Origin of the sequence: Novosphingobium album (ex Hu et al. 2023) (genome assembly GCF_022832385.1) — a bacterium.
Taxonomy (GTDB): Bacteria; Pseudomonadota; Alphaproteobacteria; order Sphingomonadales; family Sphingomonadaceae; genus Novosphingobium; species Novosphingobium album.
In genome coordinates this window covers 24,896-38,592 of the sequence record NZ_JALHLE010000042.1, presented here as the reverse complement: position 1 = coordinate 38,592, position 13,697 = coordinate 24,896, and the positions used below count along the sequence as shown (strand labels likewise).

General features: G+C 63.1%; 10 protein-coding genes. 7 read left to right on the top strand and 3 right to left on the bottom strand.

Features of this window, described 5'->3' with window-relative positions:
* Nucleotides 1-516 precede the first annotated feature (516 nt).
* Entirely contained in the window at nt 517-1,299 is a 783-nt protein-coding gene (locus MTR64_RS19420) for an SDR family oxidoreductase (RefSeq protein WP_243996195.1), read from the top strand.
* A 119-nt stretch (nt 1,300-1,418) separates the two neighbouring features.
* On the opposite strand, the gene MTR64_RS19415 is transcribed toward MTR64_RS19420, so the two are convergent.
* Nucleotides 1,419-2,117 carry a GntR family transcriptional regulator gene (locus tag MTR64_RS19415; protein WP_243996216.1) on the bottom strand — a complete coding sequence of 233 codons (699 nt, stop codon included), beginning with the start codon at nt 2,115-2,117 and terminating at the stop codon, nt 1,419-1,421.
* A 275-nt stretch (nt 2,118-2,392) separates the two neighbouring features.
* Here MTR64_RS19415 and MTR64_RS19410 point away from each other — a divergent pair, with 275 nt between their 5' ends.
* The 6 genes from MTR64_RS19410 to MTR64_RS19385 all read left to right on the top strand — a co-directional run bounded on the left by MTR64_RS19410 (nt 2,393) and on the right by MTR64_RS19385 (nt 8,725).
* On the top strand, nt 2,393-3,037 hold the full coding sequence (locus tag MTR64_RS19410) for a VOC family protein (RefSeq protein WP_243996194.1): 645 nt from the start codon (nt 2,393-2,395) through the stop codon (nt 3,035-3,037).
* 1 nt (nt 3,038) lies between these two features.
* Nucleotides 3,039-3,716: a glutathione S-transferase family protein gene (locus MTR64_RS19405; RefSeq protein WP_243996193.1), complete on the top strand. Its 678-nt coding sequence runs from the start codon at nt 3,039-3,041 to the stop codon at nt 3,714-3,716.
* Between the two features lie 41 nt (nt 3,717-3,757).
* Entirely contained in the window at nt 3,758-4,783 is a 1,026-nt protein-coding gene (locus tag MTR64_RS19400; protein ID WP_243996192.1) for an aromatic ring-hydroxylating dioxygenase subunit alpha, read from the top strand.
* A gap of 71 nt (nt 4,784-4,854) precedes the next feature.
* The gene (locus MTR64_RS19395) at nt 4,855-6,447 is read left to right on the top strand and encodes a bifunctional 3-(3-hydroxy-phenyl)propionate/3-hydroxycinnamic acid hydroxylase (RefSeq protein ID WP_243996191.1); all 1,593 of its coding nucleotides are present in this window, start codon (nt 4,855-4,857) and stop codon (nt 6,445-6,447) included.
* A 122-nt stretch (nt 6,448-6,569) separates the two neighbouring features.
* Nucleotides 6,570-7,427: a fumarylacetoacetate hydrolase family protein gene (locus MTR64_RS19390; protein ID WP_243996190.1), complete on the top strand. Its 858-nt coding sequence runs from the start codon at nt 6,570-6,572 to the stop codon at nt 7,425-7,427.
* A gap of 71 nt (nt 7,428-7,498) precedes the next feature.
* On the top strand, nt 7,499-8,725 hold the full coding sequence (locus MTR64_RS19385) for an MFS transporter (protein WP_243996189.1): 1,227 nt from the start codon (nt 7,499-7,501) through the stop codon (nt 8,723-8,725).
* A 36-nt stretch (nt 8,726-8,761) separates the two neighbouring features.
* Here MTR64_RS19385 and MTR64_RS19380 read toward each other — a convergent pair whose 3' ends face one another.
* Both MTR64_RS19380 and MTR64_RS19375 read right to left on the bottom strand, forming a co-directional pair.
* Nucleotides 8,762-10,168: an FAD-binding oxidoreductase gene (locus tag MTR64_RS19380; RefSeq protein WP_243996188.1), complete on the bottom strand. Its 1,407-nt coding sequence runs from the start codon at nt 10,166-10,168 to the stop codon at nt 8,762-8,764.
* 27 nt (nt 10,169-10,195) lie between these two features.
* The gene (locus MTR64_RS19375; RefSeq protein WP_243996187.1) at nt 10,196-13,687 is read right to left on the bottom strand and encodes an indolepyruvate ferredoxin oxidoreductase family protein; all 3,492 of its coding nucleotides are present in this window, start codon (nt 13,685-13,687) and stop codon (nt 10,196-10,198) included.
* Nucleotides 13,688-13,697 lie beyond the last annotated feature (10 nt).

Below are 13,697 nucleotides of genomic sequence, written 5' to 3'. Positions count from 1 at the left end.
CAGTCCGGTTTCAGCGCCGCGTCCATCCTGAATCTACAATATATAATATATATCAAGTAGTTAAATTTGACTCCCAACGCGCAGGGGCACATCTTTGATGCGCGTTCCCTGTGTCGCTTTCGCCCCCGGACAGCCAGAAACAGCCGATCCCGGGCAGCGCTTCACACGTTGCCGCGAAGTGCTGGGCAAATTTGCCGGGCAGCATGGCAAAAAGCGATTGCGAGGTTAGGAAAATATATATTATAAGGCGCGAAAGCAAAATCGAGGAGAGGCAGTCCGGGCCAGCCGAAAAGTGAGCGGCGCAGCTGAGCGTCCGGGGCAGTCAGAACCTGTCCAGAGAAAATTCTCTCACTGCGTCAAGGCGGCCGTGCCGGGCAGGGCGTGTCTGCGGTTCAGAGGCGATCCTGACGAAATTACCGCGATTTCAGAAGCGCTGCCGCTCTCACGCCTGCGGTGCCGGGCGGTGGCCGCAACGGTTTTGAAGAGACCCATTTCACGTTCAAGAGCGAGGACAATATGGCTGATACTTTGAATTCCCTTTTCGACCTGACCGGAAAGGTCGCGCTCGTCACCGGCGGCCGCGCCGGTTTGGGGCGTATGATTGCCATGGGGCTGCTTGCTCAGGGCGCGCGCGTCTATATCGCGTCGCGCGGCGCCGAGGGGCTTCAGGCGACGGCCGGGGAACTGTCGCAGTACGGAGAGTGCATCGCCATCCCATGCGACCTGTCGAACATGGAGGGCATCGATGCCCTGTTTGCCGACGTGTCCGCTAAGGAAGATCACCTCGACATTCTCGTCAACAACGCGGGTCTGGCGACCATGAGCAGTCTCGACGAATTTACCGAAGAGATGTGGGACGGGGTAATGGACATCAATGCCAAGGGGGTGTTCTTCACCTGCCAGCGGATGCTTCCCCTCCTGCGGGCCGCCGCCACGCCGCAATCTCCCGCACGCATCATCAACATCGCATCGGCAGCGGGCCTCAACCCGCCTGCGTTCAACGCATTCTCTTACGCGGCGTCCAAGGCGGCCTGCATCATGCTGACCCGCCATCTGGCCCGGGATCTGGCGGAGCAGCACATTCTCGTCAACGCGATCGCGCCGGGGCCGTTCGACACGGACATGATGGCCGACCGGCTTGCCAAGGCCGGGGATATCATTCGCGACCGCAATCCGCTGAAGCGGCTGGGGACGATGGAGGACATCGTGGGTTGCGCGCAATTCCTGGCGGGCCGCGGATCGGCCTGGACGACCGGCGCGGTTATCCCTTGCGACGGCGGCGCAAGCACGGTTCGCTGACCAGCTGCGGCAGTTGTGCCACGCGCCCGGGCTTGCCTGGGCGCGCAAGCGCCTGCCGGTTGGGTGCGCGTGTGTGAGCGGCTATATCCGGAAAATCGATGCGCGCCGTCCCGAAAGGGTCAGACGGCCTTGACGGCCAGGTCTTCCGAGACCCGGTTTTCCAGTCCGCTGGCGAGCAGATCGCGGGTTTGTTCGACGTGGCGCCGCACGAGCAGGCCGGTCAATTCATGGTCGCCTGCAATGGCAGCTTCATAAATCGCAGCGTGTTCGCCCATCACGTTCCGCTGGCCGGCGAGATATTGGTACATGTAGAACCGGTACCGCTCGCTGGCCCGGTACAATGTTTCGTGGAGCCGTTTGAGCCAATGGCTGGGGCAGGCCGCGAGCAATTGCCGATGGTAATCTTCGTGCGCCTCGATCACATCGTTGCTGATGAGCGTATTCGGGCCAAACCGCTGCAACCGTTCATGGCATTCCGTCAGGGCCTTGCGCCATTCCGCCCCGCCCGATTTGACGGACTCCGACGCCATGCGCTGTTCCAGCATGGCGCGCGTCGAATAGAGGTCGAGCATATCGTCAATCGACAGATCACTGACGCGAAATCCGCGCTGTTCGATGGCTATGACGAGGTGTTCGCCGGCCAGACGCGAAAGCGCTTCTCGCACCGCGCCGGGGCTGGCGTCGAAACTGCTCGCAAGTGATGCGATGTGAAGGCGATCGCCGGGGGCGTATTCGCAAGCAACGATCGCCCGCCGCAATTCGTTGACGATCCGGGAGGCCTGGCTGCGGCCTGCTGATGTGACAGCACTGGAACTCATACTCACCCTCTAAAACAGCGCGCGGCGCGCGGGCAGGTCATGCCAGAGCGGCGGCTCGCGCGCCCAGGCCTGGCTGTCGTACACACGCTAACCTTAGGATGCCCATAACATACATTTTGTTGCAATAAAAATCGCTGAAACGATCTGTTTTGCGGCAAATTCACCGGAGGAGACTTCAAAAAATATATTTTATATTTGACACCGGTTCGGGTGGCGAATAGGTCAGAGGCAGGCGGCGACACCACAAGAGTCGCGCCACGAGAGGAGCTTCTGGAATGCCGGACATTGATCCCGAAAGCAGCCGTGCGCTTGAATTCCCCGATGTAACGCCGGCCGCTTTTGCCCATGCCGTTCTGCGCACGAACAAGTACGAGGCGCAGGTTCGCTTCTATAAGACGTTTCTCAATGCTGTCCCGGCATTCGAAAACGAGTTCCTGACGTTCCTTCGCTATGACGATGAGCATCACCGTGTCGTCATCGCCAACATGCCTTTCCTGTCCGACCAGCCCAATCCGCCAACCGTCGGACTGGAGCACATGGCGTACACGTTCGCGACGCTCGGCGAATTGCTGGGCAATTACCGGCGTCTGAAGGCCGAGGGGATCAACCCCGTCTGGTGCATCAATCACGGCATCACGACGTCGATCTACTATGCCGACCATGACGGCACGCTGCTCGAAACCCAGTTCGACAACATGTCGGTCGCGGATGCGGATATCTTCATGAAGGGACCGTATTTCGCCATGAATCCGATCGGCGTGGACTTCGATCCGGATCTGCTGATCGAGCGGTACGAGCGCGGCGATCCGATGTCCGAGCTTGTGAAGCAAGGATCTGCGCTTCCCCCCGAAGACGTTCCGCCGCTTCGCCCGGCATCCATTCCGCCTTACGATGCGCGCGGTGCGCTGCTGGAGGTCTGACATGGGCCAGGAACCTGTTGTCCATGCCTATTTCGCGCCCGGGGCCTGTTCGCGCGTAATGCTTCATGCGCTGGAGGAAGCCGGGCTCGCATTCGAGGGGCATCCGCTGGCACTGATGCGCGGGGAGCAGAAGAGCCCCGAATATCTCGCGATCAACCCGAAGGGCAAGGTCCCCGCGCTGGTGGTCGATGGCGATCTGCTGACCGAAAACGGGGCGATTGCGTGGTATCTTGCCAACCGCTTTCCCGAGGCTGGAATGCTTCCCGGCCTGGACGATCCCGTGACTGCGGCGCAGGCGCTCGGGGACCTTATCTGGTGCGGCGGAACGCTCCATCCGATCGTCCGGCGCATGATGCGCCCGGCTCTGTTCAATGAGAGCGATCCTGACGGCACGCGGGCTCTGGCGGCTGCTGAGCTTGGCGTGACAGCCAGGGACCTTGATGCCCGTCTGGAGGGGCAGGACTGGTGGTACGGCGACACGTGGTCGCTGGTCGACACCTATGTTGCCTGGGCTTTCTCGATCGCGGCGATTTGCGGCTTCCCACTGTCCGAATATCCCAACCTGGCGAGCCACACGAAGCGATTGTCCGAAAAGGAAACGTTCAAGCGGGTTGTCGCGCGGGAAAAGGAGGCCGTTGCGACGCACGACATTCCTCTTCCGCCTGGTGCCAGCCTGTGACCTGAAAATAGGATTCAGACCAAGATCCGGAGGAACCGTTCATGCCGCAATTTCTGAGGAATGCCTGGTACTGCGTGGCCTGGTTGCAGGAACTGGGTGAGGAACCTTTCGGATTACAGGTGCTGGGCGAACATGTCGCCGTTTACCGCGACAGCTGCGGTGAATGGCACGCGCTTGATGGGCGTTGCCCGCATCGTTTCGCGTCGCTCGCTCAAGGGCGGGTAATCGGTGACGCCCTGATGTGCCCCTATCACGGACTGCAGTTCGGTCCGGACGGCCGTTGTGTCCTGAACCCGGTTGATCCCGAAGGGCAGGCGCCGGATGTCGTGATCAGGCACTATCCGGTGCGCATCCGCAACGGCGGCGTCTGGATCTGGATGGGGGATCCGGCGCTTGCCGATGAAGCGAGCCTTCCGCCGGAATCCGCGGCCTTCCAGCCGGGCTACGCCGCAGCGCTGCTCTATTTCAAGGTCAACGCCAATTACCAGCTTGTCATCGACAATCTGTTGGACCTCACGCACGCCGCGTTTCTCCATGGAGAGACGCTGGCGGCCGCGGGAGACGTTCCGAAGCACGACTTTTCGATGCAGGGCAATGTCATTCATTCGGACTATCGCATTGAGCAGGGCGGCGTGATGCCCATCGCGGCGACATTGTTCGACGATGACCTGTGCGAGACTTTGGCGACGATGCGGTGGCGCCCGGCCAGCAACCTCGATCTCGATGTCCGGCTGCATCCGCTCGAAGGGAGCAATGCTCAGCCGCTTCACATGCCGAGCGTCCACTATCTCACGCCGGAAAGCGAAAACGTCACGCACTACTTCGCAGCGATCGCCCGCAACCGGAAACTGGACGATCCCGCCGAACAAAAGCGTATGCACGACATGGCACTGAAGGCGTTCACGCAGGAAGACGAGCCGATGGTGAACACCTGCCAGAGCATGATGGGTACTGCCGATCTGATGGCCATGAAGCCGGTCATCCTGAAAACGGACGTCGCTGCAGTTCAGGCGCGCCGGGTCATCGCCAAGCTGGTTAAAAGGGAACTCCGCGAAGAGGCGGCCTGATAGCCCGCATGTCTTCGCTGACGCGGCGGCTCAACACTGCCGTTTACAAAAAAATGGGATTGGATGCTGAGATGTCGAAACTCTACGACGTTGTGATTGTTGGCTACGGGCCCGTCAGCCAGTTGTTCGCGCTGGCGCTGGGCAGGCAGGGCCGTTCGGTCGCCATCGTCGAACGCTGGAAGGAACGCTATCCGCTCCCCCGGGCTGTCAGTATCGATCATGAACTGTTCCGGGTATTGAGCGCCAATGGGCTCGGTGCGCTGATGCCGCGGTTTTCGCATACTGCCAGCCGCTATGAGTGGTTCAACGCCGACTGGAAGGAACTGCTGGCTCTGGACACGGCGGCTGAGGCTGTCTCGGGGGTGCCGTTGGTGCACTACCTTCATCAGCCCACGCTGGAGGAATCGATCGACAGTGCAGTCGCCAAACTGGACTGCGTCGATTTGCTGTGCGGCAAGGAAGCGCTGGCGATCGGTCAGGATGCCGATAGCGCATGGGTGGACATCGAGGACATCGATACGGGCGTTGCCGAACGCATCACCGGGCGTTTCGTGCTGGGATGCGACGGCGCGAACAGCACCGTGCGCGAAACGATTGGCGGTGGGCGCGACGATCTGGGCTTTCAGGCGAACTGGCTCGTCGTCGATGTGCTGCTCAAGGACGGGGTGACGATCGAGAAGCTGGGCATCCCGCCTTCGGGCCAGTTCTGCGATCCGGCCCGGCCCACGACGATCGTGCCCGGCGGCGTTCGCGACGGGCAGGTCTTCCGCCGCTGGGAATTCATGCTGCTGCCGGGAACCGAACCGGAAGAGATGGAGGACGAGGAAAAGATCTGGGAACTGCTGGCGCCCTGGGCAAACCGCGATCAGGTCGAACTGGTTCGCCACAAGGTCTACAACTTTCGTTCGCTGGTGGCCAATCGCTGGCGTGACCGCCGGGTGCTGATCGCGGGCGATGCCGCCCACGTCATGCCGCCGTTCCTGGGGCAGGGGATGTGTTCGGGCCTGCGCGACGTCTGGAACCTGGCCTGGCGGTTCGATCTCGTTCTGGACGGCAAGGCGGATGCCCGGCTGCTCGATGGTTATCAGACGGAACGCTCACCCCATGTCCGCCAATTCATCGAGATGTCGATCTTCCTCGGAAAGATCATCTGCATTCCCGACGAAATCACTGCAAACGAACGCGACCGGGCCTTTTTCGCCGGCGAGCACCCGCCGTTCCCGCCCTATCCTATCCTGACGCAGGGGCTTCTGCGCCGCGATGGCCAGGGGCAGCCTGTTGCAGGGGCCGGCGAGCTCTCTCCGCACGGCCAGATCGCCTGGCAGGGCAGAACCGGTCCGATGGACGATCTGACGGGCCAGGGCTTCCTGCTGATCTCGCGCGAGGACATCGCGGTTCCCGATGCACTTCGCGGCATCCGGCTGCACAAGCTGGTGTTCGCGGACGCTGCAAACGGGGGCAATGCCGAGGATATCGACGGACGCATTGTGTCCTTCCTCGATGCGCGTGGCTGGTCGGCGATGCTCGTGCGTCCGGATTTCTACATCTACGGCGGGGCCGCGGCAGGCGAGGAGGCAAGTCTGCTGTCCGGCTTTGCCAGCGATCTCGCGGCTGAAGGGGCCGTGCTGGAGAGCGTGGGGTCCGCACACTCCGTTACCGCATAGGGGCAGTCAGTCAGGCCGGTGCACCGGCCATGTATCGAAGCCGCGCCGCATTCGCTGCGCGGCTGCACCAGAGATTTATCACATGCCGGGCGGCTGTGGTTCCTGAACAGGAGTATTTCACGATGAAACTTGCGCGCTTTGATCATGACGGCACGATTTCGGCCGGTGTCGTAGTCGATGGCGGTATTGTCGATCTTTCGCGGACCAATTGCGCGTTTCGCGACATCGAAGCGATCATCGCCGGCGGCGAGGAAGCCCTGGCCGCCGTGCGTGCCGCCACCGCGGGGGTCGCGCCGCATGTCCCGCTTGCGCACGTGCGACTGCTGGCACCGTATCATCCCGCCAACTATCTTGCGATCGGCATGAATTATGGCAAGCACGTGGCGGAAGCCCAGCGCCTTGGCGTGGAAAAGCCCCAGTACCAGTATTGGTTCAACAAGCAGATCACCTGCATCGCCGGACCTTACGACGACGTGGATCCGGGTGTGAGCGAAGCGCTGGATTACGAAGTCGAACTGGGCGTCGTGATCGGGCGTGAAGCCAAGAACGTGAAGGCGGGCGACGCGCTGGGCTATATCTTCGGTTATGTGGTCGCCAACGATTTTTCGGCGCGCGACTGGCAGCGCCACTGCCCGACGTTCACGATCGGCAAGTCCTTCGATACGCACGGCCCGATCGGCCCGTGGATTGTGACCGCCGATGAAATTCCCGATCCGCAGGCCCTCGACTTGCGCTGCCTCGTCAACGGAGAAGTGCGCCAGCAGAGCAATACCGCGAACATGCTGTTCAGCGTGGCGCAGCAGATTGAATATCTGTCGACCGCCTTCACCCTGAAGCCGGGCGATCTGCTGGCGACCGGTACGCCCGAAGGCGTCGGCGTGGCGATGCAGCCGCCCGTGTTCCTTCAGGAAGGCGATGTGGTGCGCTGCGAAGTCGAAGGCATCGGCATGATCGAAAACAAGGTTGCTGCGCGCAAGTGATATGAGGGGGTTCGCCCCGGGGCCGGATCGGTTTTTGCGAATGGTGATCCGGCACCGGGGCGATGCCAATGATGGTCAAGATCGAAGCGATGGACAAGATACCGGCGGTTTCGCCAGCGCTGGTTCCGGCGATCGGGATCACCACGGCGACGCTGGTTGCCAATCTCTATTTCGCGCAGCCCCTTGCCCGGTCCATCGGGCAGGATCTGGCTATCGATCCGGCATGGGCAGGGAGCGTGGTGAGCGCTATCCAGATCGGATACGCGCTCGGGCTGTTCCTGATCGTGCCGCTGGCGGATTTCGTCGAGAACAAGCGGCTGGTGCTCATCTGCATCTGGCTCGTGGTACTGGGAACAATCGGGTTGGCGGCAGCGCCTTCAGCCTGGCCGTTTCTGGCCGCATCGCTGCTGACGGGACTGTGTGCCAGCGTGGCGCAGGTGCTCGTGCCTCTGCTCGCTGATTTCGTCGATGGGAGGCGCCGCGGGAAAGTGATCGGCACGGTCTCGGCAGGTGTTCTGCTGGCCGTCATGCTGGCGCGGCCGGTGGCGCTTTTCTGTGCCGATGCTTTCGGCTGGCGCACGATATTCTGGGTGTCGGGGGCCGCGGTTGCTGCCGTATCCGTTCTGCTTGCCCGGTTCATGCCCACGCGCCATGCAGCCGGGGGCAAGGGCTACCTGAACCTCAGGCAGATGGTCTCGATCTTCGCGAATGAGCGGCTGGTGCGCCGCCGGGCCCTTTATCAGGCGATGCTGTTCGGCAGCTTCACGATGTTCTGGGCCGCTATTCCCCTTATGCTTCACGATGCCTTCGGCTTGTCGCAAGCCGCCGTCGGCCTGTTCGCGCTCGTGGCGGTCGGCGGTGTCATCGCCGCGCCTCTTGCGGGCCGCTGCGCGGATCGCGGCCTGAGCCATAGCGGAACGATCGTTGCCGCCTTGTCGGTAGCGGCGGCCTTCCTCGGCTCGATCTGGGCGGAAAGGGTACTGGTCCCCGCCGTGATGGCGCTTATGGCGATCCTCATCGACGGGGCCATTCAGGCGAGCCAGACGTTTTCTCGCCTGATCGTTCTTGAAGTCGCGCCGGAAGTGCGCGGGCGGGTCAACGCCATGTACATGTCGCTGATCTATTCGTGCGGTGCCGCCGGTTCGGTCGTGGGCGTCTGGACTTACGTGCGTTTCGGATGGAGCGGCACGGCCCTGACGGGAGCCGCGCTTGGCCTGGGCGTCGTGCTGCTCCTGCTGCTTGAGCCGCGCAATGCTGAGGCTGGCGGTGGCGATGCGGGCATTCCGGAACGCGGCTGATCGCACTCACGGCTTGCCGCATGGCAACCGCCCTCATCACGGCATGGCGAATATCTTTCCGGGATTGAACAGATTGCCCGGATCGAGCGCACGCTTGATCAGGCGCATAATGTCCACGCCCGGCCCGTGCTCCTCGATCAGCCATTGCTGCTTGCCCAGTCCGATTCCATGTTCGCCGGTGCAGGTGCCGTCCATCGCCAGCGCACGGGCGACCAGCCGGTCGTTGAGCCGGGCGGCCTCTGCAGCTTCCTCTTCGCTTGCCGGATCGAGTACGAAGAGAACGTGAAAGTTGCCGTCGCCGACATGGCCGACGATGGGCGTGGGGATCTGCGTCGTGTCGAGATCGGCCCGGGTTTCGAGGATGCAGTCGGCGAGGCGGCTGATCGGCACGCAAACGTCCGTGGCCCAGCCCGTCGATCCGGGACGAAGCGAAAGGCCCGCGTAATAGGCTTGATGCCGCGCCTTCCACAGCCGCGAGCGTTCCTCGGAAAGGTTGGACCAGACGAATTCGCCGCCGCCCAGGTCGATGGCGATTTCGCGCACGATTTCCACCTGTTCATCGACGGAAGCCTTGGTGCCGTGAAACTCGAAGAAGAGCGTCGGTTTCTCTTCCAGATCGAGCTTGGCGTAGCTGTTGATCGCGCCGATCCCCACTTCGTCCACCAGTTCGATGCGGGCAACCGGAACGCCCAGTTGAATGGCGGTTATCACGGTATCGACCGCCCCCTGCAGGGTATCGAAGGCACAGACCGCGGACGAAATCGCATCGGGAATGCCGTGCAGGCGCAACGTGACCTCTGTGATGATGCCGAGCGTGCCTTCCGACCCGATCAGCAGGCGGGTCAGGTCGTATCCGGCCGACGATTTGCGCGCGCGGCGTGCGGTGCGCACGATACGCCCGTCCGGCATCACTGCCGTCAGCGACAGCACGGCGTCGCGCATCGTACCATAACGCACGGCGTTGGTGCCGGACGCGCGCGTGGCGGCCATGCCGCCGATCGTCGCATTGGCGCCGGGGTCTATGGGAAAGAACAGGCCCTGATCGCGCAGGTATTCATTGAGCTGTTCCCGCGTCACCCCGGCCTGAACGGTGCAGTCGAGGTCGGCGGCATGAACTGCGACGATCCGGTTCATCTCGGAAAGGTCGATGCACAAGCCGCCGGTTGTCGCCACGACCTGCCCTTCCAGGGAACTGCCCGCGCCATAGGGTATGACCGGAATGGCGTGCCGCGCACAGATCTGGACGAGCCTCGCGGTTTCCTCGGTCGAATGGGGAAAGGCGACGGCATCGGGCGGCATCGTCTCGAAATGCGCTTCGCACGAGCCATGCTGCTGGCGAATGGCTTCGCTCAATTGCAGCCGGCCGCCCAGCACTTCGCGCAGCTCCGACACGACGGCCGGGGCGAGCGGTCTGGCAAAAGCGCTGCCTTGCGGTTGGTCCATCTTCGATCCTCACCCGGTCTGTTTTTATCAGTCTGTTTCAACCGTCACCGGCATCATGCGGTCTGCCGGTGACGCGGGGCGGACGGCATTGAGCCTGTGTTCGGCCGCTTCGATCTTGCGGTGGTAAGCTGCCAATGCCGCTTCCTTCACGGGGCCGAAGCCGCGAACTGCCGCAACTTCGTCCAGCAGGGCAACGGTATCGGCAAAGTTCGCGCGGGTCAGCCTGGCGAGAACACGCTCCGTCAAAGCCTCGTAGTGGGCCAGAAGCGCGCGTTCGGAGCGGCGCTCGGCAGTATGGCCGAAGATATCCAGAGCGCTGCCACGCAGCCCGTTAAGCGACTTCAGCAGGCGCAGCACGGGCATCGCGAGCCAGCCCGGAAATTCGCGCTTGCGGGGGCGTCCGTTCGGCATCCTGCCCGGCAGGAGCGGGGGAGCCATGTTGAAGGCGATGCGGGCGCCATTGTCGAAAGTCTCGCCGATCCGGGCATGAAGCGCCGGGTCGGTCAGCATCCGCGCGACTTCGTATTCATCCTTGATCGCCAGCAGCTTGGCATAGTTGCGCGCAAAGACCCGCGTGAGCACTTCGGAGCCGGGGATGATGCCGTTTTCGATATCCCGCACTTCGCCGGTCCGCTTGCGGTACCGGGCGGCGAGCGCCTCGTTCTGGTAGGCGGCAAGATGTGCGCTGCGATGGGCGATCAGTTCGTCCACCGTCTCGGGCAAAGGCGCCTGATTGCCGCTTTCGGGGACCATGGCGCGAACGGCGTCGGGATCGGCGGCGAACAGCCGGCCCAGGCGGAAGGCATTGGTGTTGAACTTCACCGCCACGCCGTTGAGCGCGATGGCCTGTTCCAGCGCGCTCGTGCTGACCGGCAGCAGCCCTTGCTGGGCTGCCATGCCCACGACCATCAGATTGGCGCCGATCGTATCGCCCAGCAGTTTGAGCGCCAGGTTCGAGGCATCCATGACGGTCATTGCATCAGGGCCGATGCGTTCATTCAGCCGTGCCAGCAGGACTTCGGGTTCGGGTACTGCTTCACGGTCCATCTGGAAGGACGCCGTGGGGACGACGGCCTCGTTCGCGATCGCGCGGGTGCGGCCGCGGGTCATGGTCGTATCCGATTCCGGTTGCAGCGCGGCAACGAGGTCGAACGCCAGAACAAGGTCCGCCTCACCCCGCCCCAGCCGCTGGGCATGAATATCCGCAGGGGTCTCGGCGATGCGGATGTGGCTGAACACGGCGCCGTTCTTCTGCGCCAGTCCGGTCATGTCATAGAGCGACGCGGCGCGCCCCTCGATATGCGCGGCCATGCCGATCAGGGCGCCGACCGTGATAACCCCGGTGCCGCCTATGCCCGCCACCATGATGTTGCAGGCGCCCGATGCGACCGCAGGCTGCGGCAGGCCGGCAAACAGCCTGTCATCAAGCGAGACCCCCCGGGGCTTGCGCGGCTCCGCGCCATGCACCGTAATGAACGAAGGGCAGAAACCGTCGTTGCAGCTGTAGTCCTTGTTGCAGCTGGACTGGTCGATCGCCCGCTTGCGGCCAAAGGCGGTGTCCTTGGGCACGATGCTGACACAGGTGGACTGCACCGAGCAATCACCGCAACCCTCGCAGACATCCTCGGCGATGAACATCCGCTTTGCCGGGTTCGGGAACTTGCCGCGCTTGCGCCGCCGCCGCTTTTCCGCGGCACAGGTCTGCTCGTAGATCAGGACGGTGCAGCCGCTGGTTTCCCGCAGTTCGCGCTGGATATTGTCCAGCTCTTCGCGGTGGGCAATTGTGACATCGGGCGGAAAGTTGCTGTCCTTGCGGTGGTGGCCGGGATTATCGCTCAGCACCACAATGCGCTTCACGCCCTCGTGGCGGACTTGCTGCGCGATTTCGGAAACGGACAAGGGGCCATCCACCGGCTGTCCGCCCGTCATGGCCACGGCATCGTTGTACAAAATCTTGTAGGTGATGTTCACGCCTGAAGCGACCGCCGCCCGGATCGCGAGCAGTCCGGAATGATAGTACGTCCCGTCGCCCATGTTCTGGAATATGTGCGGGGTGTCGGTGAAGGGTGCCAAGCCCATCCAGTTCGCCCCCTCCGCGCCCATCTGCAGGCCAAGCATGGCCTCCTTGGGGCGAATGAAATGCACCATTGTGTGGCAACCGATGCCGGTCATCGACAGGCTGCCCTCCGGCACGCGGGTGGAGCGGTTGTGGGGGCAGCCCGAGCAGAAGAACGGGCTGCGCCTTGGCATCTGCGCCTGGGGCGCGGCCATGGGCAGGCATCCCATCGGCGCATTCGCGAAAGCCGGTCCATCGGCGATGACGCCCAGACGTTCCAGCCGTCCGGCGATGACGCTTGCGATATCAGCGGGCTCCAGCTGCAGCACCGAGGACAGCAGCGTGCCGCCGTCCTCGCCGGTCTTGCCGATCAGGCGCGGCGCGCCGCTGCGGCCGACCAGCGTGCGTGCGATCTGCGCTTCGATGAAGCTCTTCTTTTCCTCCACGATCAGAAGCGTTTCGTGCCCTTCGGCAAAATCCGCCAGCGTTTCGCCGTCGAGAGGCCAGATGCAGCCGACCTTGTAGAGCGAAATGCCCAGTGACCGGGCCCGCTCCTTGCCGATGCCGAGCAGGTCAAGCGCCTGCAGCACATCGCCGTGGCTCTTGCCCGTGCTGACAATGGCAAGGCGCGGCGCATCCGACCGGAAGATCACGCGGTCCAGCCCATTGGCGCGGACGAAGGGAATGACCTGGGGCAGCCGGTGCTCGATGACGATCTGTTCCGCGCGCAGGGGGTTGAACGGGCGCGACCCGGCATGGAGTCCTTCCGGCGGGGCATTGACGATGTCCGGCAGCCGGGGAGAAAACCCGTCCAGGTCGATATCGACCGTTGCGGTCTGCTCGACCACCTCGTTCACGCACTTGACCGAGGTCCACAGGCCGCTGTGGCGGGACAGGGCAAGCGCCAGCAGGCCGTAGTGCAGGATCTCGCCGGCGTCGGCCGGATAGAATGACGGGATGAGATTGGCGGCGAGCGCCTGCTCGCTTTGATAGGATACCGTCGAGGACTTTCCGGCATGATCCTCGCCGTAGAACAGGACGACGCCGCCCCTGGCGCTCGTTCCGGCGTAGTGCCCGTGCTTGAAGGCATCGCCTGCCCGGTCGACGCCGGGGCCCTTGCCGTACCAGGCGGAAAAAACGCCGTCATACCTTGCGCCCGGCACTTGTTCGATCTGCTGCGTTCCGGCGACTGCCGTTGCCGCGAGGTCCTCGTTCACGCCGGGCTGAAAGCGAATGCCGGCATCATCAAGCCGCTTGCCGATCGACCATAGGGTCGAATCGACATTGCCAAGCGGTGAGCCGCGATAGCCGGTGATATAGCCAGCGGTGTTCAGCTCGGCACGGCGATCCAGCCAGGCCTGGGCAAGCAGCACGCGGGCCAGTGCTTGCGTGCCGTTCAGCATGATGCGGCCGCGCGTTACGGTCCACTTGTCGTCCAGCGAAACGGGGGATGCTTGTGTCATGATTTGTCTC

What these genes read in the sequence shown, in the direction of transcription:
- MTR64_RS19395 (WP_243996191.1), top strand. Translation starts at nt 4,855, where the DNA reads ATGTCGAAACTCTACGACGTTGTGATTGTTGGCTACGGGCCCGTCAGC.
- MTR64_RS19390 (WP_243996190.1), top strand. Translation starts at nt 6,570, where the DNA reads ATGAAACTTGCGCGCTTTGATCATGACGGCACGATTTCGGCCGGTGTC.
- MTR64_RS19405 (WP_243996193.1), top strand. Translation starts at nt 3,039, where the DNA reads ATGGGCCAGGAACCTGTTGTCCATGCCTATTTCGCGCCCGGGGCCTGT.
- MTR64_RS19375 (WP_243996187.1), bottom strand. Translation starts at nt 13,687, where the DNA reads ATGACACAAGCATCCCCCGTTTCGCTGGACGACAAGTGGACCGTAACG.
- MTR64_RS19420 (WP_243996195.1), top strand. Translation starts at nt 517, where the DNA reads ATGGCTGATACTTTGAATTCCCTTTTCGACCTGACCGGAAAGGTCGCG.
- MTR64_RS19415 (WP_243996216.1), bottom strand. Translation starts at nt 2,117, where the DNA reads ATGAGTTCCAGTGCTGTCACATCAGCAGGCCGCAGCCAGGCCTCCCGG.
- MTR64_RS19410 (WP_243996194.1), top strand. Translation starts at nt 2,393, where the DNA reads ATGCCGGACATTGATCCCGAAAGCAGCCGTGCGCTTGAATTCCCCGAT.
- MTR64_RS19385 (WP_243996189.1), top strand. Translation starts at nt 7,499, where the DNA reads ATGGTCAAGATCGAAGCGATGGACAAGATACCGGCGGTTTCGCCAGCG.
- MTR64_RS19380 (WP_243996188.1), bottom strand. Translation starts at nt 10,168, where the DNA reads ATGGACCAACCGCAAGGCAGCGCTTTTGCCAGACCGCTCGCCCCGGCC.
- MTR64_RS19400 (WP_243996192.1), top strand. Translation starts at nt 3,758, where the DNA reads ATGCCGCAATTTCTGAGGAATGCCTGGTACTGCGTGGCCTGGTTGCAG.